The 20,454-nt window shown below is 65.7% G+C and carries 21 protein-coding genes and 1 other RNA gene; 19 read left to right on the plus strand and 3 right to left on the minus strand.

What is annotated here, in order from left to right:
- Positions 1–228 precede the first annotated feature (228 nt).
- Complete coding sequence (locus ACZ4WS_RS45515) at positions 229–588, minus strand: hypothetical protein (protein ID WP_467989751.1); 360 nt, start codon at positions 586–588, stop codon at positions 229–231.
- 551 nt (positions 589–1,139) lie between these two features.
- Between ACZ4WS_RS45515 and ACZ4WS_RS45520 the strand changes: the two genes are divergently transcribed.
- The 5 genes from ACZ4WS_RS45520 (at position 1,140) to ACZ4WS_RS45540 (ending at position 5,720) form a co-directional block, all read left to right on the plus strand.
- Positions 1,140–1,898, plus strand: coding sequence for a hypothetical protein (locus ACZ4WS_RS45520; protein ID WP_467989753.1), 759 nt, complete (start codon positions 1,140–1,142; stop codon positions 1,896–1,898).
- Positions 1,899–2,836: 938 nt separating this feature from the next.
- Entirely contained in the window at positions 2,837–3,766 is a 930-nt protein-coding gene (locus tag ACZ4WS_RS45525; protein WP_467989755.1) for a quinone oxidoreductase family protein, read from the plus strand.
- Between the two features lie 147 nt (positions 3,767–3,913).
- Positions 3,914–4,753: an IclR family transcriptional regulator domain-containing protein gene (locus ACZ4WS_RS45530; RefSeq protein ID WP_467989757.1), complete on the plus strand. Its 840-nt coding sequence runs from the start codon at positions 3,914–3,916 to the stop codon at positions 4,751–4,753.
- Between the two features lie 106 nt (positions 4,754–4,859).
- Positions 4,860–5,216, plus strand: coding sequence for a hypothetical protein (locus ACZ4WS_RS45535; protein WP_467989759.1), 357 nt, complete (start codon positions 4,860–4,862; stop codon positions 5,214–5,216).
- Positions 5,217–5,237: 21 nt separating this feature from the next.
- Positions 5,238–5,720: a hypothetical protein gene (locus ACZ4WS_RS45540; RefSeq protein WP_467989761.1), complete on the plus strand. Its 483-nt coding sequence runs from the start codon at positions 5,238–5,240 to the stop codon at positions 5,718–5,720.
- A 112-nt stretch (positions 5,721–5,832) separates the two neighbouring features.
- Here the strand turns inward: ACZ4WS_RS45540 and rnpB are convergent.
- Positions 5,833–6,232, minus strand: an RNA gene (gene rnpB, locus ACZ4WS_RS45545) — RNase P RNA component class A.
- A gap of 167 nt (positions 6,233–6,399) precedes the next feature.
- Between rnpB and ACZ4WS_RS45550 the strand changes: the two genes are divergently transcribed.
- The 10 genes from ACZ4WS_RS45550 (at position 6,400) to ACZ4WS_RS45595 (ending at position 14,233) form a co-directional block, all read left to right on the plus strand.
- Positions 6,400–6,987: a hypothetical protein gene (locus tag ACZ4WS_RS45550; RefSeq protein WP_467989763.1), complete on the plus strand. Its 588-nt coding sequence runs from the start codon at positions 6,400–6,402 to the stop codon at positions 6,985–6,987.
- 10 nt (positions 6,988–6,997) lie between these two features.
- A complete protein-coding gene (locus ACZ4WS_RS45555; RefSeq protein ID WP_467989765.1) occupies positions 6,998–7,357 on the plus strand; it encodes a DUF6233 domain-containing protein in 360 nt (119 codons plus the stop codon).
- 59 nt (positions 7,358–7,416) lie between these two features.
- Entirely contained in the window at positions 7,417–8,271 is an 855-nt protein-coding gene (locus ACZ4WS_RS45560; protein ID WP_467989766.1) for an ATP-dependent DNA ligase, read from the plus strand.
- A 437-nt stretch (positions 8,272–8,708) separates the two neighbouring features.
- On the plus strand, positions 8,709–9,053 hold the full coding sequence (locus tag ACZ4WS_RS45565; RefSeq protein WP_187827139.1) for an SH3 domain-containing protein: 345 nt from the start codon (positions 8,709–8,711) through the stop codon (positions 9,051–9,053).
- 584 nt (positions 9,054–9,637) lie between these two features.
- The gene (locus ACZ4WS_RS45570; RefSeq protein WP_467989768.1) at positions 9,638–10,006 is read left to right on the plus strand and encodes an SH3 domain-containing protein; all 369 of its coding nucleotides are present in this window, start codon (positions 9,638–9,640) and stop codon (positions 10,004–10,006) included.
- A gap of 329 nt (positions 10,007–10,335) precedes the next feature.
- Positions 10,336–10,908: a hypothetical protein gene (locus ACZ4WS_RS45575; RefSeq protein WP_467989769.1), complete on the plus strand. Its 573-nt coding sequence runs from the start codon at positions 10,336–10,338 to the stop codon at positions 10,906–10,908.
- 58 nt (positions 10,909–10,966) lie between these two features.
- Positions 10,967–11,599 (plus strand): GNAT family N-acetyltransferase, encoded by a 633-nt coding sequence (locus tag ACZ4WS_RS45580; RefSeq protein ID WP_467989770.1) that lies wholly within the window; start codon positions 10,967–10,969, stop codon positions 11,597–11,599.
- Between the two features lie 247 nt (positions 11,600–11,846).
- Positions 11,847–12,470 (plus strand): GNAT family N-acetyltransferase, encoded by a 624-nt coding sequence (locus tag ACZ4WS_RS45585; protein WP_467989772.1) that lies wholly within the window; start codon positions 11,847–11,849, stop codon positions 12,468–12,470.
- Positions 12,471–12,481: 11 nt separating this feature from the next.
- Complete coding sequence (locus tag ACZ4WS_RS45590) at positions 12,482–13,414, plus strand: alpha/beta fold hydrolase (protein ID WP_467989774.1); 933 nt, start codon at positions 12,482–12,484, stop codon at positions 13,412–13,414.
- Between the two features lie 336 nt (positions 13,415–13,750).
- The gene (locus tag ACZ4WS_RS45595; RefSeq protein WP_467989776.1) at positions 13,751–14,233 is read left to right on the plus strand and encodes a hypothetical protein; all 483 of its coding nucleotides are present in this window, start codon (positions 13,751–13,753) and stop codon (positions 14,231–14,233) included.
- A gap of 69 nt (positions 14,234–14,302) precedes the next feature.
- Here the strand turns inward: ACZ4WS_RS45595 and ACZ4WS_RS45600 are convergent, their stop codons facing one another.
- Positions 14,303–15,373, minus strand: coding sequence for a hypothetical protein (locus ACZ4WS_RS45600; protein WP_467989778.1), 1,071 nt, complete (start codon positions 15,371–15,373; stop codon positions 14,303–14,305).
- A 611-nt stretch (positions 15,374–15,984) separates the two neighbouring features.
- Here ACZ4WS_RS45600 and ACZ4WS_RS45605 point away from each other — a divergent pair.
- The 4 genes from ACZ4WS_RS45605 (at position 15,985) to ACZ4WS_RS45620 (ending at position 20,316) form a co-directional block, all read left to right on the plus strand.
- A complete protein-coding gene (locus ACZ4WS_RS45605) occupies positions 15,985–16,314 on the plus strand; it encodes a hypothetical protein (RefSeq protein WP_467989780.1) in 330 nt (109 codons plus the stop codon).
- Between the two features lie 151 nt (positions 16,315–16,465).
- Positions 16,466–17,239: a hypothetical protein gene (locus ACZ4WS_RS45610; RefSeq protein WP_467989782.1), complete on the plus strand. Its 774-nt coding sequence runs from the start codon at positions 16,466–16,468 to the stop codon at positions 17,237–17,239.
- Between the two features lie 179 nt (positions 17,240–17,418).
- Positions 17,419–18,924, plus strand: coding sequence for a hypothetical protein (locus ACZ4WS_RS45615; RefSeq protein WP_467989784.1), 1,506 nt, complete (start codon positions 17,419–17,421; stop codon positions 18,922–18,924).
- Between the two features lie 555 nt (positions 18,925–19,479).
- On the plus strand, positions 19,480–20,316 hold the full coding sequence (locus tag ACZ4WS_RS45620; protein ID WP_467989786.1) for a hypothetical protein: 837 nt from the start codon (positions 19,480–19,482) through the stop codon (positions 20,314–20,316).
- Positions 20,317–20,454: the final 138 nt, after the last annotated feature.

A 20,454-nucleotide genomic window follows, 5' to 3' on the forward strand; every position in this document is an offset into this window, starting at 1 on the left:
TCTGCCGTCCCAAAAACCCGAAAGACAAATTGGGTGTTCTGTACCGTGGGAGTCCCACGTTGGAGAGGGTGGGAGTGGGACGGGGGGGGGCCCCCACCGCAGCCTGCGGTGGCGCCCCTCGGGAAGCCGAGGACCGTACGGGGGGTGGGTCCTCGACTGGTCTGTGCGGGTCGGCGAGCCAGAACGCGACAGCGCCGACCTGGTCTCAGCGAGTGCGCCGCAGGTGAGTTACGGACGCTTCGGATACGCCGGGGGCGGGGAGACCTCGTAGGGGTTGACGCAGTAATAGATTGCGTACCCGCGCACGCGCTTGCCGTCCGATCGGCGCGTCACGGTCCCCCGGGAGTACCAGGTCTTCTCCTTGACCTTGTAGGCGAACTGGTCGACCCGGACTTTGTCGCCCTTGTAGCCGATGCCGACCACTGTGCTGCTCTTGCTCGGGCTCTTGTGGAACTTCACGGCACTGCACGACACCTTCATGGTCCCGGTGTCGTACGCCTGCGCCGCCGGCGCAGCGGCCAGGCCCCCACCGGCGAGCATGAGGCCGAGTGCTCCTGCCGCAACCCTGCGGCGGTTCAGGACGATCAAGGTGGTCCCCTCACTACTGCTCGGGCGGCGTTCGTGGATGCGGGCGTCCTCAGGACATATCCACACCCCGTCCAATGACGGTCGGCGGGCATGTGGGCGCCTCCGCCCTCCACATCCATAAACACCTGTAGATGACAGGACTCGACAATAGCCACCGATCCCCGACAGGTCGACCCCCTTCCATAAACACATGGAGAGAGATGGCGGAGTGACGAGCAGGATCGACGAGCAATCCGTTGCGAATGGAAGCGGGATGCACCGTCACTCGGAAGCCGGAGCAAGGCATCCATTGGTCCGATATGTGATAGATTCACATAAACACCTGTAGAGAGAAAGACGAGGACAACCTGCCGCTTCTCACCATGTGAGAGGGTCACAGGCAGTAGGATCCACACCGATGGACTAGACCTATCCGCAGGCTTAGAGCTGCAGCGCGAGAGCGCTTGACGCGACCCGCCCGCGTAGTGATATTCACGTGCGTGGATGGCGACAGGGTTCGCGTATCTTCCGCATAATGATCAAGCCACACAGGAGAGGGGGAGGGGCCGACGATGCCCGAAACCGGCGGTGACGGCGCCAACGAGCCGCCGCGCACGCTCGCGGAGAAACTGTCACGGCTCCGTGAAGCACGCGCGCCTGAAGGCGGGAGGCCGCCGTCCTGGGACGCGCTGGCGAAGCAGATCGCCGACGCGACCGGCGTTGCAGTCTCGGGCGCGTACCTCTGGGAGCTGGGTACCGGCAAGCCAGGGACCAACGTGACCCTGAAGCACCTGAAAGCCTTCTCGAAGTTCTTCAGCCGTCGCGTCTCGTACTTCGTCGATGACGAGGTGGCCTTCGAGGACGACGCACAGGCGCAGCTGGCTCTCCTGGAGCAGTTGCGGCGTCTGGGCGTCAAGCAGATCCGGCTGCAGAACATGGAGGGCAACGCCGGCCCGGAGGCGGTCACGGACCTCCTCGGCCGGCTACAGACGCTCGACATTCTGCGTGACACAGACGTCCGGGACATCGCCCTGCAGGTGACCCGCTTGACGGCTGAGCAGCGTGAGGCTCTCAGCAGCCTCGCAGGCAAGCCCTCACTACTTGACGCTCTCCCCCGCACGATAGGCCTACTCGAAGCGGCGGCTGGGCTCACTGACGAGCAGATCACTTCGGTCACTTGGGGCCTTAGCCAGCCCGACGCCTTCCAAGCGCTCCAGGACGAGGGCGTGTTCGAGATCGCGCGACAGTGCCACGAATTGCTGCCGTCGAGCAGGGACGCCGTCCTGTCCATGATCGCGCAGCTTGGGCGCTTGGAAAGCGGTAAGGCATAGGAGTTGGGCCGTCCCCCGAAGGGACGGCCCCACACTCCTGCCCCGGCCTAAGCAGCGTCGCCGCTATCGCGGTACGGACCCAACTGGAGGTATTCCGCGATCAGTTCACGCGGAAGCAGGGGCATCAACCGGCTTGCAGCATCGAGTGTCATCTCGTCCGCTTCTTCCACTGAGTTAGCCTCTGGCACTGACCAGCCCTGGAGCCTGTCCGCACCTGCGGAGACGGGATGGAAAAGCACAGTTCCGTCCGCAGTTGCGAGCCATATCCCGCTCGGAGCGTCCCGCTCGCCCTCCTCGCCGTGGCCGGTGAGGACCTTTCCCCGTGTTCCGTTATGCCGGATCTCACCGTTTTCGACAGTATCCGCGAATTCTTGCGGATCCAGGGATTCCGCGCCTCTCGGATCCCTATCCAGCACTCCGTTTCGAATTTCCCGCCGGCTCCCGCCCGGCACCGTCATTGCTATCGCCCCCGCGGTCTATTCTTTCCTTCTGTGCGTTGCGCGACTGCGGCTCGTTCCCCGGTAAGTACACGCGCTCTTCTCTCTGCCGATGCGGGGTGAAACTCTGCTCTGGTCCGGAGAGTCCGGCCGCCCTCCTGGCACAGGATCCCAGGCGTGGCAGCATCGAGCCATCCGGCGCGCGGCGTCCCGGTCGATGCGGACGATCGCCCTCCCCGCGCTTTGATTCCTACCCTCGCGAATATGCCTTCGTCAACGAGGAAACACAGAGAGTCGCGCACAGCACCTACGTTTCTCACGTGGCGAGAAACGCCCTCATTGAACCCGTCTCAAGCGCTGAGAAACCGGTTCCCTTTCTCACCACATGAGAAGCGGAGAGTGCTTGCAGGCACTCCACGGGAGCGTCAACTCCATCGCATAGTCTGGAAAGGCAGACATGCCCAGATCCAGCCCACAGGGAGAAGTGTGCGCGCTATCAGGATGGAGCAGTTCGGTGGTCCGGAGGTGCTGCGGATGGTCGAGGTTCCCGACCTTGAGCCACGAGGCGCCCATCATCTCTTGCAAGTGAGTCGCGCAGGGGTGAACTTCGCGGACAAGCACGTGCGGGGAGACGACTACCTGGCCCCCGTGACGTTGCCCTACATTCCCGGCAACGAGGTGGTCGGCCGCACGGCAGAAGGCAAGCGCTTCGTCGGGCTCACCCAGGGCGGTGGCTACGCCGAGCAGGCCCACGTTCACCGTCGTACTTCGTGGGAAGTGCCCGACGGCGTGAGTGATGAGCAGGCAGTGGCCTTGTGCCTGCAGGGCAACTCGGCCTACCACCTTCTGCACACCGTCGCCGATGTACAGAAGGGCCAGACCGTGGTGATTCCAGCCGCTGCGGGCGGTTTGGGCTCCATAGCCGTCCAGGTGGCCAAGAGCATCGGCGCCAAGGTGATCGCGTTGGCGAGTACCAAGGAAAAGCGCCAACTCGCAGAAGACCTCGGTGCAGACGCAGTCGTCGATTCCACCAGCGAGAACCTCACCGAGGAGATCAAGGAGGCTGCGGGCGGCCCGGTCCAGGTCGCCCTGGAGATGACCGGCGGACCCACCTTCCACTCCATCGTTGCCGCCCTCGCCCCGCGTGGCCGGCTGGCCGTGTACGGATACGCGTCGGGCCAGACGACGGACGTGTCGACCAAGGTGCTGATGGAGCGCTCAATCGCCGTCATCGGATTCTGGCTGCCGTCGCTGTACAGCGACCGGAGCGCTCTGCCCACCAGCATGAACGCGCTTTTCGACGCCGTGCGGGACGGCTCGCTGCGTCCGGTCCTCGGCCAGGTCTATCCATTGAGCGAGGCAGGTGCTGCCCACGCTGCTCTGGACTCTCGCACGCACATCGGAAAGCTCTGCCTGGATACCGCCGGGTAGTTAAGACCTCAAGTTTTCCTCAAATTGCCACCCGTCTGGAACACGAGCGCGACGTGAGACGTCGTTCAACTAGGCGTCCATGTGAGGGACTCGGTGGGCCGCACTCCGGCGGCGAGCGCGGCCCACCCGACGGGAGGTAGCGGCTGCATGACCGGCAACGAAATCTCGAATACCTCTGAGACGGGATCACGCCTCGTCGACAGATTCATGCGCGTCCAGAAGGCCTTCGCTCAGCTCGGAGGCGAGGTGCACGGCACAGGCGAGATAGCCAAGGCGGCCGGCCTGGACGACTCCACGACATCCCGCATCCTGCAGTCCGGCGTCTACGGCGGCTTTTTCGAGCGCGTTGGCCATGGCAAGTACCGACTCGGTGCCATTGCGGCGCACCTCGGCATGCACGCGCTCGCCCACGCACCGGCCAAGGACGAAAGCACGCACGCGATCCTGGAGGAGCTGCGCGAGGCGACCGACGGCGGCCTGGTCTTCCAATACATGCTGGCACCTTTCGGGGGCGCCCAGCGACAGTGCATAGACATGGCCGTGGGCGATTCGGACCTGGTGGAACTCGGTATGACCGCCCTCGACATCCTGTCCATCACGCGCTCGCTCCGTACCGGAGCCAGCGGCCGGACCATCCTCGCCTACCTCCCTGAGACCATCCAGGAACTGGTTCTGGCCGAACCGATTCCGGCCGAAGCCGGTCCGGGCGTCTACCGCGACGACGATGAGCTCCTCGCCTCGCTCGCAGACGTCCGCGACCGCGGCTACGCCCTCGGCTACGAAGAGTGCATGCCTCTGTGGAACTCGTGCGCGGCGCCCATCGTGTGGGGTGAAGCGATCATGGGGGCTATCCTCTTGCTCAAGCCCGCGACGGTCATGCCTGAGGCACCCGGCACAGTGATCGAGGCCACCAAAGCAGCTGCCGCCAAGCTCAGCGCCAAACTGAGCCATCTGTCGGAGCCCATGGCCATGATGCTCAGGTCGTGACCGAAGCTCACCCCAGGCTAGGACGCGCGGGCCTACAGGGACAGCTGAGCGGACTGCACCAGAAATCGAAGCGCCGACCAGCAAGCTCATCGCTAGGGTGGAACATATGAGCGGACATCAGGAAGTTCACTCCGTCGCTCGGGTTGCCGCCACCCTCCGGACGGTAATGGCGGGGTTCCGCCAGGGCGGCGAACGAGCCCTTCCCCTCTTGGTCGGAGAGGAGGAGGGCGGCGAGCCGGAGGCCGTCGTCCTGCCCTACGACCTGTTCGTCGCCCTTTGCCGGGGATTGGAGCGAGCCGAGGACCTGGACATCAGCGACCTCGCAGCGAACCGGCTGGCCGATGCTCCGCCCCCTGGAGAAGGGCTGACCACCGCAGCCCTGGCCCGACTCGTCGCCGAAACGCAGCCCGAGCACGCCGACGACCTCCTCCGGGCTGGCAGAGCGCCGGCGCACGAGGACTGACGACAGTAGGACGGAGAACTCGTGGCGGCGTCCGACCTCTACCGAGGAGACCACCTACCGCAGGTCGGCGCCGACATCCTGAAACTGAAGCCCCAGCTTCAGAAACTGGCCATCATCCGCATTGCGCAGCTGACCAGCGGTGAAGCCGAGGGCACCCGCTTGGAACGCATGCCCGACTCCTGGCCAGCGGAAATCAGGGACTGCTGGAAGCTGTACTTCGACGAGCAGGAGAATGACGTAGGCCGACGGCTCAATCGGGCCGCGCCCCGCTATCGCATCGTCTACCGCTTCCTCGATCCTGTGCCCGACCCCAGAGATCGCGACCGGCGGCCACGCCTGCAGGTGCTCGCGGTGGGGCCCCGCTACCAGGCCGAGGCGTACGAGCGAGCCGTCTCCAGGCTCGCTCAACCTGCGGTAGCCGGAGAGCGCTCAGTCCAGCCACCACGCCGGTCTCCTCAGCGCCGCGAGCAGCCCGCTGGGGAACGGAGGAGGCGAGCCGCCTAGGAAGACCAGAGGCAACAGCCTCATCAGAACCCGGCGCGCCCGCAGCGCCACCGCTAGTGAACGTCCCCCGGCCGCGCCTGCAGTCCGCTGGCGAGTGCCCGGCGTGAAGCGGCAGACGAGTCGAGCTGTACGCCGGATTCTGTCACCCGGTCGCCTCACGGCGGCCGGGGCGACGGCCATCCATCTAGGGCCGACGTTGCCGCCAGCCTCATGCGGTCTACCCGCGGACTCGGACGAGCAGCCCTCGAACGTCCGCGCAGGAGCACCGGGGTGCTCCCTCTTGACCTTGCTCCGGGTGGGGTTTACCTAGCTGCCCAGGTCGCCCTGGGCACTGGTGGTCTCTTACACCACCGTTTCACCCTTACCGGGGACCGAAATCCCCGGCGGTCTGTTTTCTGTGGCACTGTCCCGCGGGTCACCCCGGGTGGCCGTTAGCCACCACCCTGCCCTGTGGAGTCCGGACGTTCCTCGGCGGGACACATTGATCCCAACGCGACCGTCCACTCGGCTCGTCTGCCGCGCTGACCATGGTAGAGGACTGAACCGCTGGCCTGCGCCATTCGGTGCCAACCTCATTAACTGTGGTCAGGTAAGCCGGGTCACGTTGCCGAAACCCTGCCCCCTCACAACCGGACGTCCGGGGTCGCGGGACAGACCGAGTCGCGCTACTTTCGAACATATGAGCGAGTGGCGTGAGGCGGTAGAGGCTTCCGTGCCAATCCCGGAGAAGGTGCCGGGGTGGCGGGAGACGGTGACGAGCCATACAGGGCTATGGCTTGAGCTGCTATGGGACGGCCAACGGGAGCGCACGGAGATCCTGGAGGTTCTCGACCTGCCCGACCGCCGCGCACTGCTGACCATCGTGAACACGCGCCGCCCCGGCATCCGAATGGCGTGGGTCTACTGGGATCCCGACGGAATGCGCCTCATCAACGAATGGCACAGGGGGGCGTCTGCGACGGCCGAGACGGAACAGCACGAGGGGGACGCACACCGTATCGGCGTCGGGGAGATGTCCGACTGCTTCACCGGCGACTGGACCACCTTCCAGCCGCACCGCGACGCGGAGGTGCGCGCCGGAGGCCGCTGGCACCGCTGCCAGCTGCTGTGCCACTACAACGGCCCGACCGAGGACCGGGCCGTGATGACAGTCGAGGTGCCATTCTGGGAGCCGGACTGGCAGACCATGGTGACGTACAAGCGGATGTACCGGTGGGACGCGCAAGCGATCAGATTCCCCGACGCTGACCAGCCAAAACCAATCTAGACTCGAACATGTGAACGAATCCTTTCCGTCCCGGCTAGAGCTCCTGCACTTCGCGCGTCGCGTGGTCCTGCAGCAGGCACGGGCGAGCCTCGCGCAGCTGGATGCGTGGATCGCCGCAGAGGAGCGCAGGGAGGCGGAGCGGCGCACGGGCGAGGCGCGGCGCCCGCCGCCACCTGAGTGGCTGATGGAACGGGGCATCGGCGCGGGGAGTCCGCCGACGCGTATCCATCGGGGCGGATGCCACATGGCGCAGGGCGTTCGAGTAAAGGCGATCTCGGAGGAGCAGGCGAAGCGGGCGCTATACGCGGACGTGGAGTTGGCATGCCCTCACTGCAACCCGGACACGGAGCTGCGGGTGATCCCTGGCTAGGTCGACAGGCGGTGCAGCCGCGGAGGTCGGAGGCTGATCGTGTGAAGTTCCCCGTAGAGGTGGCGCTCGCCGAGCTGGTTCCCCGGCTGCCGGTCGGACCGAATTGGTGGTACGAGGTGAAGCTCGATGGGCACCGCACGGTGCTGTGGCGGGAGGCGGGCACGGTGCGGCTTCAGGCTCGTTCCGGGCGGGACGTGACCGCGTCGTGGATGGACATTGCTCTCGCTGGGATGGAGCTGCCGCCAGGCATCGTCCTGGACGGCGAGGCGGTCATTGTGGTGGACGGCAGGATCTCGTTCGAGGCTGCGCAGACCCGCGCTTTGTCGTCGCCGTCGCGGGCGCGGCGCCTGTCGGAAGATCATCCGGCCCTGTACATCGTGTGGGATGTGCTCGCACTGCCGACGGGGGATGTACGGAGTCGGGCGTACGAGTACCGGCGGGGGGCCATGCTCGATGTACTGGCGGGTCTTCCGTCGCCGTCACGGATTCAGGCAGTCTCGGCCACGGACGATGCAGAGGTGGCCGAGGCCTGGTCCAACTCCCTCCAAGACACGGGTGTTGAGGGTGTCGTCGCAAAGCTCTCGACATCGCCATACCGACCGGGGCGCTCCTCCTCATGGAAGAAGGTGCGGCATTCCGAGACGGTCGATGCGGAGGTGATCGGCTACACGGGCCCGGCGGCACGCCCGCGCACGGTAGCGGTCCGCCTGCCGGACGGGCGTACGGCGCTCTCCCGGGCGCTCGGTGCGCCGCTGGCCGCGCAGATCGCTGCGCACCTCGCCATTTCGCCGGCATCCGGGCGTGGCCGTACGGACACAGGCGAGGCGTACATGGCGGCATCGCCGAACCTCGTCGTCGAGGTCCTGGCGGGGACGTCGAGACACGCGGTAGTCACAGTGACGCGACTCCGCTGAGGGCACGCTGCCAGAGCCGTCAGCCAGCAACGGACTTCACCGGCCCTGCCATGCACGCACGCTCATGACGGCCAGGGCTGTTGGCTTAGCAACTTCCTTGGCAGCAAAGAGAGTTACCAAGTGTCTGATCCTCACCGTCCCTGCCTACGGCCAGGTCGCTCGTGCGAGTGAGGACAAGGCCTTCTGCCGCGGTCATCGGTCCAGGTAGGCAGATAGGAGTAGTTCGGACTCCGTGGAGAGCTTGGCGACCTTGATCTCTTCAATGCCTGCCTGCTGGGGAGCAACCTCACTGGCACACGTTCATGCACACATGTTGATAGACACTAGATGCAGGAACGCTATTTCCAGGGATGAGTGGCGACTTAACATAAACACCTGTTGATGAGGCCGCGTCGCGCGGCCTGAGGTCGTACGCATCAAAGAGGGAGTCCTCGTTCATGACCGCGTTCCGCCGAACCGCCGCCATGACCCTGTCCACCGCTCTCCTCGCGGGGGGCGCGATAGCTCTGGCGCCGACCGCGTCCGCTGCCAGCTCTCCCAAGTGCACATACAACGTGACCGACTTCACGGGGGTGGTGGATGGGGACGGAGTCAACTACAGGACCGGCCCGAGTACCGGCTACACGGCGAAGGGACGGCTCTACGACGGCGACCGCCTGCGTATCTACTGTGGCAAGAGCAACTGGTACTACAGCAAGTTGACCAAGCGCTCGAAGGGGGGCCTGGCCAAGGGGACCACCGGCTGGATCCGCAGCGACATGCTCTACCAACTGGCCGGCTGAGCGACGCAAGGGAACCGATGCTTGGGTCCCGTCTGTCGCGTCGGACTCCCGGTTCCGATGTCGGTGCGGTATCAGATCCCACACCGCACCCGGAAACCGCAGGTAAAACACCACCTGCTCCGCCGCATCGAGCTCTCGTCCCGAGGAAACCGACACGGGGGCGGGACAACGGCCCGACGATACAGAGCGGGACCAGCCGGAAAACCACTGTTCAGAACAGTGGTCCCCGGCGCCCGCGGAGCCCGCGCGAAATGTAGGCCCGTGCCGTGAGGTCATCCCGACCGACACGAGTGCCCGTAGCACGACAAGTCCATCCGGAATCTACATCCGGGCGGCTTTCGCGGGACCGAACGACCGAGGCAGCACGGACCTCAAGGCTGCTACTCGGGACACGAAACTCCGGCCTTGCATGCGGGAGTTCGAGCGCACAAGCCAGCGCATCAAGTCTGCCTGACGTTCAGCCAGGCCCCGTGCCACACCACCCGATCGGTGCGGCACCTCATCCCTACGCCCGGACTGGGCCGCATTTCGCACGCCTCCCGATCCGGCAAAGCCCAAGTAACTCATCTGACGAGAGGACTCTCATGACGCTCCGCACTCCTACGCGTCTGGCCGCCTCGGCCGTGCTGGCCCTATCGGTGACGGCCGGTGTGGCGGCGACGGCGACCACCGCCACGGCCGCCCCTTCCAAGGTCGGCCGCAGTGCCTGCACCGAGTCGGTGAAGCTCAACACCACCGTCTCCACCACCGTTCGGTTCCGCACCGGGCCAGGGACCAAGTACACCGCGACTGGTCAGCTCGCCAAGAACACGCGGGTCTACTGGGACTGCAACAAGGGCTCGACCGGCAGCGGCAAGAGCTGGGGATACGTGAAGGTCAAGTCCGGCGTACACAAGGGCGAGACGGGCTGGGTGGCTCGCATCTACATCAACACACCGATGCAGCTGGACTGACCCGCCATCCCGCGGGCCGGGGCGCTTGCGGCTGCGCGGCGACGGCCTGTGCAGCCGCAGCGAGAAACCGGCAGTAATGCGAGACGAAACACACGCGACGAACTGGGACTCCGACGAGTCAGTTGGTCAGGGACGAGCGCACGACATACGTGTACGGAACCACGGAGGACCAGGCGAAACGTGTGGCGGCTCTTCGCCGTAGGCCGTCGCGGTCCTGCCCATGTCGAGATCAGCGCCGCCAAGAGAAGGCCGGGTCTCGTGCCAGGAGCGCCGCCGGCCAGGCCCTCAATCGGAGAAGCGAGGAAGACATGCGTAGGTGGACTCGTGCTGTGCCGACGGTGATCGGTGCTTTGGCCCTGGCTGTGGTGCTGACCGGATGCAGCGACGACGATTCGGCAGCAGGGCGCCCGAATTCCGCCTCCAGCACGGCACAGGAGCAGACGACGTTCCGTCTCGGCCAGGCCAGTCCGGTGCAGGAGAGCACCATGCAGGACTCTGCCGGCGCCACCTACAGGGTCACGCCTACCAAGGTGGTGACCGGCACTGCAGCCGACGTGGACAACTCCGGGCTGGAGAGGGACGCGAAGGAGGGACCGCAGGTCCCTGTGTTCGTCTGGTCCACGCTCACCCACGAGGGCGGCAAGCCCATGCGCGTTGGTGACATGGACGACGACCTGGTCATCAAGACCAGCAGTGGCCAGCGCACGCGTGCCCTCATCGTGCTCCTTGGCCAGGCGAAATGGCCCAACTGCCCAGCTTTCGACAGCGACAAGAAGCTCGCGGCGGGGCGGTCGGAGCGGATCTGCACCGCCTTCCTCATCCCTGAGGGTCAGCAGGCGAGCGCGGTGGAGCTCACGCAGGGCTACTACAAGGAGCCCCTGGAATGGCCCGTGAAGAGCTGACCGGACGCCCACGAAGCAAGTCGCGAGGGAAACGGCACCGGGGCAGGAGGAAGACCGGATGACGAAGAACGGCACTGGCTCGGAAGTCACTGGTCACAGCGACAACCGCTCTCGGTTGACCCGAGATGCACGAGAGCCCGCCTCCGCCGTGCCGCAGCTGCCAGTTTCCTCGCTGCTGCTCGATCCCACGCCGCTGCAGATGACCACGCGCGAGAATCGGGTGACGCTGACCCGGTTGGCGCGTGTCGAAGACCTCGACCAGGTCAACGAGATGCATGCCAGGTGCTCGCTGGATTCGTGCTATGCCCGCTACAACGCAGCTCGGCAGGCCGTGACGACCCGCGAGTGGTGGCACCTCTGTGACCGGGCGAACGGCACGACCTTGATCACCACCCCGGTTCATGATCGGTCCCGAGTCATCGCAGTCACCCACCTGCTGCGGACGTCAGCCCCCCACGTCCGAGAACTCGGCATCCTCGTCGAGGACTCCTGGCAGGGACAAGGGCTGGGCACGGTGCTCACGGGCTACATGGTGAACCTCGCGCGCACTTACACCCTCGACTGCCGGGCCATCACAGCCATGACGGGACGCGGCAACCAACGGATGCTGTCGATCCTGCGAGGGCTGAATGCCGAAGTGGAGCGCGCGAGCGGGCCGACCGTCGACGCGCTGATCCGCGTGGAGGAGTAGGCGCCATGCACAAGGCCTTCCTCCAGGCTCCTGCTTCTCGTCGTGCCGGGATCTACCAGGCTGGTCGGCATCGAGATCGTCGGCCTCACGCACGGGCCATTGTCTTCCGTCATCACCGGGGCAGCAGCCGGCGAGGTCGTGGCGTACCGGCTCGGAGGATTTCGCAGGACAGACCGGTTGCGGAGCGCTACCGGTCATCTCGGGGGCTGACCTCGCGCAACACCGCCGGCTGCTCCTGACCAGCCGCATGAAGACATCCGACGCTGCATTGGAGATCTCCTCAGTGCCCCCGCTACTCACTGATGTCAGACACGACACGCCCTTCATCCTGGACGACGGCACGGTCGCGTACACCCGCGCGGCGATCGTCGAGGACTACCCGCTCGTCGAGGACCTGCACACCCGCTGCAGCACCGCGAGCCTCGTCGGACGGTACGGAGCCCGCCGTCCCGGATTCTCCGCCGCCGAGTGGCTGCGCATGGCGGACAGCCCGCGCAGTCGGGTCCTCCTTGTCACCCCGGACCAATCTGGTCGCGTCGTGGCCATGGCGTCGATGGTCGAGCGCTCCAACGCACCGGAGGTGTGCGACGTGGCGATGCTGGTCGCCGACCGCTCTCCGGATGCCTACCAGTCGCGTGGGCTCGGTACGCGACTGGCCGATCTTGCTGCCGACCTCGCCCGCGACGCCCGATTCAAGTCCCTCGCCGTTACCTCGCTGTGGACGAACTGGCGGATGCTCCTCATCGTCGAGCATCTCGGTGGTCCGGCCCTTCCCCAGACCTCGTACGTGCGCAACATGGCGCTGCTCGGCTTGCTGCCGAACTCCGGCCTGGACGTCGCCGACGAGCTCGAACTCCGGATCGCGCTGTGAGGGCGGTTGCGGTGTCCGGCACGGAGTGGTCCACGGTCGTGACCGACGACGGCGCCAGACTGATGGTGTACACGGATGGTTCGTCGCGGACCGGCCCCACGGTGATCCTCAGTCACGGGTTCCTGATGACCGCGGACGCGTGGCGTATCCAGGCCCGAGAGCTGGCGGCTCGCGGGCTCCGGGTAGTCCGCTACGACCAGCGGGCTCACGGCCACTCCTCAGCCGGTGAATCTGCTCCCACCATCGATCGGCTCGGCGCCGACCTTGCCGCAGTCATCAACGCGACAGCACCCCGGGGCCCGATCGTCCTTGCCGGGCACAGCATGGGCGGCATGGCCACCCTCACCGTGGCCGCCCATAGACCCGAGCTCATCAGAAGCCGCCGCCCACACGTCGCGCTGATCTCGACAGCCTGCAGCAGGGCCCAACTGGTGCCGGGCAACCACCCGCTCCACTGGGCCAAGGCTGCGGCTCGTGCCAGCTACTCGTATCCCATCTGCTGGCTGCCGCCAGCCGCCGACGTCGTACGGCGTCGACTCCCGAGCCGTCACCCATGGGCCCTTCGCCCCGATGTGCAGCACCAGGACCCCACCCCACCTCCGAGCCGGCAGGCCATCCGCCGCACGCACACGGAGCAGATCGCTCAGCTGTGGAAATCACTGCGCACCTACACCACCTCAGCAAGGCTCCACGCCCTCGACGAACTGGCTGACCAAGTCGAGATCCTCACCGGCGAGTTGGACGACTGGATCCCTCTGTCCCAGACCTGTGAACTGGCTCGGCAACTGCCCAACGCGCGCTTGCACCCGCCCGTCTTGGGCGCCGGGCACAGACTGCCCTCCGACAGAGTCGGCCACGCCACTGTGACCCAGGTCCTGAGCCGGATGGCCGAGGCAGCTCTACGCGGATCCGAGACCACTGCCGCGGCGTCGACACGCCCTTGAGGTGAACGCACATGCACCGAGACCGTCAACAGCCTGCTGTCCCTGGCCCGTTGTCCATCCAGCTCAGTCCTGACACATCGATGACACTGCGGTTCGTCTCCGAACCGACAAAGCCACGACAACGGCACCGAGGCCGCGCCCAACACCCCCGTAGCCCCGCTGAGCCCGGGCCACGGGAAAAACCCAACGGTTCTGGACACAGCTCCGGGTAAGTGGACAGGCCCCGGCCCACAGCACTCGCCGGCCCCGCGGCGAGCCAGGCGATCGGGACCAGCCTGCAACGAGTTGTACCGCCATACCCCTTGGCCTTCTCGATCGTGATGGATCGGAGAGCCCATGCAGCCGCATGCCCGCCGTGCCCTTGATGACTGGCACACAGCCTGGACCGCCCAGCAGGATGCCGCCCTGGTCGCCTTTACCGCCGCGTTCCCAGGTCTTGGGCGTATGGAACCCCCAACGGGTTGTTGTGATCCACGGATGAGGGTGGAGCGTCCGGGCGAAGCAACAGGCTTCGTAGGTTTCGATGATCACGGGCGTGCCACGGTGGACTTCAAGGGGATTCCGCAGAACGCTCTTGGCAGGACACTCGAAGTCATCTTCGGATGCGACTGGTTTGACGAGGGTCCCGATGGAATTGCCGCCGCACCTCCGGGAACCTATTCCTGGGACGACGACTCCACATATGACGAGTTTGAGATAAAAGTGGAGTCCGATGCCACAGCCTCGATCTGCATGTCGTACGTAACTGTGGATGATGCTGTTGTATTGCTCGATGGGCTGGAGACTCACCTAACCGCGCTAGCCAGTGGAGCTGATTAAGGGCCACGGCAGCAGAGGTTCGGTTCGTAGACGGCGAGCAGGACCTCCGTTCAGCACGGTCGGGGCCCTTCACCCCGCGGGCCTTGAGCGATTCCAAATTCCTGTGAGGCGGTCTGGCGCAGGCTTCAGAGCTGTCGCGTTCGGCCGCCATTTGGCCGTGAACGGGAACTCGTTGTCCACCCAGAGGACGCCGGCCAGCTCCGGAGGCATCGCCCACCGGGGCGGATTGCCGGGCTGGAGATCGATGGGGGCATGGATGAACGTGTCGCCGTAGTTGAACTGCACGGTCACCGTGTGCTCGCCGTTGAGGAGACAGTCGAGCTGTTCAATGCCCAGGCCCGTGAACTTGTCAGCGCCTGCGGCGACGATCAGAGGCAGACCGGTCTCCTCAGCCAGGGCACGGTACTTGCGCACCTTCTCGTCGATCCCCGCGACCAGGGGCTGAGCCGAGACGACCCCGGCCATACTGCTCGGCGGGACCAGGATCGTGCGCATCGCCGGCGCACGCATCGTCGTCCCCGTCTGCCGATCAGCCTGCAAGAGGAAGGTGTAGCCCTGGCTCGGGAACTCCGTCCGATGCAATGGAGACAGCAGATACCGGCGCAGGTCCTGGGCGATCCTCTTCGCCGTGCGAGCGTCCGGCGGTTCCAAAGGACGGTCCCTAAGACCGGCCACAGTCAACACCACGGGCACAGGGATCTCTTTGACTCGCTCGACCAGGTCGTGCCAGGCCCGCATTCTCCCGTACATCTCCTTCGACGGGCTATGCGTCAGGACCTCGACCAGCGCGAGCGGCTCCCCAGCGTCGTCAAGAACGGTCCAGTCCGGCGTCTGCGTGCCCCAGAGTCGTTCGTACTCCACCCCGAGGCCCGACGCTCGCAGTGCCTCGCCCGCGGCAAGTTCGATGTGATCACTCCAAAAGTTCTGATCCCGCCAGAGGTTCCTTGCGTACGTCTCGGCATCCTTCTCCGGCAGCAGCGCCAACTGCGCGTCCAGCCAAGCCCGCCAGTGCTCGTATTCGTCTTCTACGGCGAGGTCGTAGGACAGGGGGCGGCCCTCAGGACGGCGGTGGCCGTATCGGCGCCTTTGTTCAGCCACGAAGTCAGGGCCAAACCGGCGAGCTGGCTGTGCGGTCATCATGGGAAAGGAGTATGAGCTCTCTTGGCTTTTGAGCGCATCCGAGTTGGTCGACCGTCCATCGTGTGATAGAGCTCCCGGAACGGTCGGCACCGGAGTCGCCCTTCCGTCAATCGACCGTCCCTAAGTGAGGGACGCCAGATCAATATCACCTGCGTACGGCCCGCAATGCCATGCTCGGCCCAGCAATGGGTCCGGACCGGTGGGTGATTGGTGCGCGTGGCCGAGTGCGGGTGATGTCCCTCCCGGCTGTCGATTGTGGGAGACCGCAGCGGACTGCGCGCAAGGTCGGCCGCCCAGTTTTTCTCCGCTCCTACGTCACGGAGAAAAACTGACCGTCCTCCCCTGCACTCCGTCCGGCGGCCCCCCAAAATCTCTCTTCGCCGGGAGGGGCCGGGGGCCGATCTCCACGGCAACCCAACACACCTGGTCAAGCCCGCCACCCGACTGCGACATACAGGGCGGAAGCGAACTACAGAAACCACCAGCGGTCGCATTTACCCAGCACAGAGCCCCTTTTCAAGTTGACCTCCTCACCATCAAAAGATAGATTTACCTATGTAAGGACGGGGCAGGGCAAGGCCCCGGGAACCCACTCTCGACCAGGAGTCCCCATGGAATTGAAGGACTTGCAGTCGCCGATCCGGCTGAACGAGACCACCGAACTCAAGGCGGTCTTTGACCCGGTCTTCCGCTCGTTCTCTGCGCAGCTGTGGAAGGACGGCTCGCCGGCCGGACTGCTCGGAATGGCTGGCCAGTTCACCCACCCCGACGACGTGCTCGACGCGGTCGATGAATTCCTCACCGAGCACGGCGAGAGCGAGCTGACAGAGGAGCAGATGACCCGCTTCGGCGGCACGCTGATCATGGCGAAGGGCGGCCCTGACGCCGCAATGCTCCAGATGGCCATCGAGCACCCCGAGAACTTCATCATCCTCGACTGACCACCACGCCCCGCCGGGGGCCAGGGCTGTCACCTTGCCCGGCCCCCGGCTGCGGGCCCGGCCCGTCGGCCCGGCGCCTACGTCAGCGAGACGCCATGCCGACCGCGCTCCCTCGCGAACTCCCACCGGAAACGAAGGGATCAGCTAGATCTTGCGTACTCCAGCAGCCATCGCGCAGCGCGCTGCCAGGATCCTCGGCGGCAACTGGGCGGCCGAGCGCGGCCCATACGGGGTCAACGGCCGCTTGACAGCGCCCGAGACCGGCACCTTCACCCTCCACGTCGACGACCACGGTCACCTGGTTCTGGAGGCCGTTCTCGACCGCTTCGGTGAATTCGGCGAATTCGCCTTCTTCGGCGAGATCGCCCGCTTCCCTGAGCCGCCCGCCGAGGAACCTGCCGAGGACGTCGCCCGCGACGTCGCCAAGGCCATCCGCCAGCACTTGGCCAACGCCGAAGACGAGGGCGAGTCATCCGTGTGCCGGGAACTGAACCTGAACGCCCACTTCTCCGCCGCGGACTACAGCGACCCAGAGATGCCCTGCCACCCGAACGTCACCATCGCAGGGGCCACCGGCTTCTTCTACATCGACGAAGCCGAAGTACTGCGGGTTTCCGTCCACCTTGACGGGCTCACCGAGATCGGCATCCGGCTCTGGGGCGAGGACTCCGTGCCCATGCAGATCACGCTCGACGGCGGAGTCGTGTTCGCCTCCTCCGGACGATGGGTGATCCAGTTCCAGCACCCCGACGACGGCGGGGACGACGGGCTATGGGAGTACTCGATCCCAGCAGACGAGGCCCCGACCGAGGCTGCGGCCCGCGCAGTCGCGCAAACCCGATTCACAGCCGACATCAAGTCCCACGGCAACGCAAGTGCCTGGGACGGCACCACGGTCCGTAGCGTTCGGTTCACGGCCGACTAGCCCATGACGTGAGGCCGTCGGAACCGGCTGCCGGTCGGACCGAGGCAGCCAGGCGGCCGACGACCTGACACCGGCCGAGTGGATGCCGCCCGCCTACGGCGCGGGCGGCATCCGGTGCCCAACGCCTGGACTGCGGGCGGTCGTTCGCACCTGACGGAGAGCAGCGGCATCGCCAGGACGTGCCCTACCTGCTCGGACCCGAACGCAGATTCACCTACGTCGTAACGGGGGCAGGGCAAGGCCCCCGGAACCCACCTTCGGCAAGAGGTAGACATCACATGGGTGCCCATAGCCCCGAAGTGCTCCAACTCGACCTTTGGGACGAGCATCTCCCCACTGTGGTCGGCGTCAAGCCGCCGACCGTTCTGTCCTACGGATTGGGGGCAGATTCGACACTGATCTTGATTGAAATGCTGCGCGCCCCTCTCAGCTACGGCCTGGAGCCGGACCTCTCCGACCTGATCGTGATCACTGCCACGGTCGGCTCGGAATGGGGGGACACCATCAGGCTCATCGAGGAACACATCTTTCCCCTCCTCCGGCGGCATCGGGTGCGGTATATCCAGGTCGCGCGGTGCGGTCCGTACGAAGCGGACGGCTGGGAAGTCCTTGCCGACTCCCGCGCCCCGCACAAGTTCATCCCGCGTGGACGCTGGACCCTTATGGACGAGCTCTCGCTCAACGGCACCGTCGTCCAGGCCGCCGGCGGGAACACGTGCTCGCTGAAATACAAGGGTTGGCCGTTGGACCAGTGGGGGCTGGCCGAGTTCCCCGACAGGCCGTTCCGGAAGATCGTCGGCTACCACGCCCGCGAGGGGAAGCGGGCCACAACGTATGACGCGTGCCAGCAGAAGGAGAACACCAAGGCCCGCAGGACCATCTGCACTGTCGAGTACCCGCTCATCGAGCAGGGCTGGGACCGCGACGTCGTGGAGACCCGGCTGTTCGCCGAATTCGGCTTCTGGTGGCCCAAGTCGTACTGCACGTTCTGTGTCTATTCGGGCTCGTGCGCCTCCCGGCCAGCCCATATGGCGCGGTTGCGCGACCACCCTCAGCAGGCTGTCGAGGTGCTGGCCCTGGAGTACACGTCGATGGCGCTGAACGAGAACGGCTCGTTCTACCCGAAGGAGACCCTGTACGACCGGGTTGCCGAGGACGGCAACACCGCGGCGCTCCAGGCACTGGAGGACCACCTGGCTTCCGCGGAATGGGCTCTGTACCGGATACGCCGCGTGTTCCCAGCGGCCCGCACCGACAACTGCCGAGAGCGGCACGGCGAATCCTGCCGCTCCCCGTGGCCCGGCTGCCTCGACCCCGACACGGGCGAGCGAACACCGCCGTGCGTGCAGTGGCACGGAGCCGTCTGCCGCGAACCGCAGCCAGCGTGCCGCGACGCGTCCCGGAAGGGGAAGGCGAGCCGGTCAGTCGAGGTCGTTTTCAGGGGAACGCGCGCGCAGGTCGATCGCCTCATACGCAGTCGCGCCCAGGACGGCGGCGAGCACGTCGAAGAAGGACTCCTGCACCCCCTTGGCCATGTCCGCAGTCAGGCCGTCTCACGCGGTTCACGTTTCCCCACCGTTGAGGAGTTCCACGCAATCGCCCCGAGCGGGGTGATCGAGAAACAGAAGGACAACTTCGAGAAGCTGTGGCGGGAGACCTGCCGACAGCTCAGGCTCCCCGTCTGAGCCGCAGACGGCACTGCCCGGCTTTACTCCCTCGGCGTCGCGGCGAGCCGGCCAGGGCATTCCCTCTTCCCGGCTTTCCGAGTGTGGGGCCCTCGGCGGGAGGGGTGCAAGGACGGGCTTCGCCGCATCCTTGCACCCCTCCCGTTCGGGCCCCTCATTTTTTTCGCCGGGAAGGGGAGGGGGTACTCAACGGCACCACACGGCAGTCGGTACCGCACCGTGGCCGAGTGCAGGCCGCATAGTTGGGAAACCTCGGCCGCAACTCGACCGGCAAGCAAATGCATCCAACTCCTCTCCCGATACTCGTGTTCTGAGGTTGACCCACCACCCAAAGAAACGTAGATTTACCTATGTCGAAAAGGGGCGGGAATGAAAACCGAAAGTTCGCCCGCCAAGCTCGACAAAAAATAGATCCACCCCGGTTACCGATCCTTGAAAACTCCACAGAGCGCTCAATTTGAATCCGCAGAACATTGACGTGATTTCAAGAACCTCAATTCCGATGGGGGCAGGGCAAGCCCCCAGGAACCCACGCTCCGGAATGGAGTCACCTACGTGACCGAAAACCCCATTTCCATGACCGACCTCGCGACCGCCATCCGGGAGCGCGCACAGCTTGATGCAACCGGCCTCTACGGCAAGCAGGTCGTATTCACCCTCCCCAGCTCTGGGGACCAGGTGACGCTGTGGCCCGCGCCGCCCAAGCCTGTGTCCCGCCCGGTCTTGAACCTGCTCTGGATGCGCCGCAACCCGCAGGACGCTGTCGTCGACCGCGGTGAACTGCCCTGGACCATCGACGCCAAACCGTTCGTGGACTGGGCGATCAGCATGGCCTACTCGGCCGATGAGATCGGCCCCCAGTACGCACCCGTCCTCACCGCACTGCACGAGCAGGGCATCAGGGGGAACGTCGTCCCCATTCAGGGCGTCGGCTTCCTCATCCGAGTCGACCTCCCGGACTCCACGCACCTGATCATCGGAGGACCCGAGGGCCTTCCCAGCCGTGCCGACCAGGTCAAGCAGTGGCACGTGCAGCACGAGGGCGTAGCCGAACACATCGCCGTCGTCCACCACGGCCCCGACCTTCACCAGATGATCAACGACACCAAGCGCTACCTCCAGGCAACGGCCATCCGCTACGGCGGCCGTCACCCGCTCGGGGCCCCAGCTCCCGAAGGACAGGAGGACGGGCCGGACAAGCTCTACGGCCTCATCTCCGATCTGTCCGGCCTGCGACGCGCCGACCCCGCGGCCCCCGGCGGTGCCCTGATGACGATCTTCGACGCCGACGGCTACAACGGCGCCACCATCGCCGTCCCGGCCGAGATCGTGACCCGCATCAGCCGCCTCCTCGCCGTCGAGCTGCAGGTCATCGAGACCTACGGCGGCTAGCAGTCGACGCACACCCCCAGCGTGGGGGGGGGGGGGGGGGGAAAGAGGCGGGGGGACAAAAAAAAAAGAAGAAAGGAGGAAAGAGAACCACCAGAATTACCCCCACCACAACCCAACGGTGTCTGGTGGTGTGCAGTC

It is taken from the genome of Streptomyces sp. NPDC029292, assembly GCF_055569295.1.

What these genes read in the sequence shown, in the direction of transcription:
- ACZ4WS_RS45520 (WP_467989753.1), top strand. Translation starts at nt 1,140, where the DNA reads ATGCCCGAAACCGGCGGTGACGGCGCCAACGAGCCGCCGCGCACGCTC.
- ACZ4WS_RS45525 (WP_467989755.1), top strand. Translation starts at nt 2,837, where the DNA reads ATGGAGCAGTTCGGTGGTCCGGAGGTGCTGCGGATGGTCGAGGTTCCC.
- ACZ4WS_RS45530 (WP_467989757.1), top strand. Translation starts at nt 3,914, where the DNA reads ATGACCGGCAACGAAATCTCGAATACCTCTGAGACGGGATCACGCCTC.
- ACZ4WS_RS45535 (WP_467989759.1), top strand. Translation starts at nt 4,860, where the DNA reads ATGAGCGGACATCAGGAAGTTCACTCCGTCGCTCGGGTTGCCGCCACC.
- ACZ4WS_RS45550 (WP_467989763.1), top strand. Translation starts at nt 6,400, where the DNA reads ATGAGCGAGTGGCGTGAGGCGGTAGAGGCTTCCGTGCCAATCCCGGAG.
- ACZ4WS_RS45565 (WP_187827139.1), top strand. Translation starts at nt 8,709, where the DNA reads ATGACCGCGTTCCGCCGAACCGCCGCCATGACCCTGTCCACCGCTCTC.
- ACZ4WS_RS45570 (WP_467989768.1), top strand. Translation starts at nt 9,638, where the DNA reads ATGACGCTCCGCACTCCTACGCGTCTGGCCGCCTCGGCCGTGCTGGCC.
- ACZ4WS_RS45580 (WP_467989770.1), top strand. Translation starts at nt 10,967, where the DNA reads ATGACGAAGAACGGCACTGGCTCGGAAGTCACTGGTCACAGCGACAAC.
- ACZ4WS_RS45585 (WP_467989772.1), top strand. Translation starts at nt 11,847, where the DNA reads ATGAAGACATCCGACGCTGCATTGGAGATCTCCTCAGTGCCCCCGCTA.
- ACZ4WS_RS45595 (WP_467989776.1), top strand. Translation starts at nt 13,751, where the DNA reads ATGCAGCCGCATGCCCGCCGTGCCCTTGATGACTGGCACACAGCCTGG.
- ACZ4WS_RS45600 (WP_467989778.1), bottom strand. Translation starts at nt 15,373, where the DNA reads ATGATGACCGCACAGCCAGCTCGCCGGTTTGGCCCTGACTTCGTGGCT.
- ACZ4WS_RS45605 (WP_467989780.1), top strand. Translation starts at nt 15,985, where the DNA reads ATGGAATTGAAGGACTTGCAGTCGCCGATCCGGCTGAACGAGACCACC.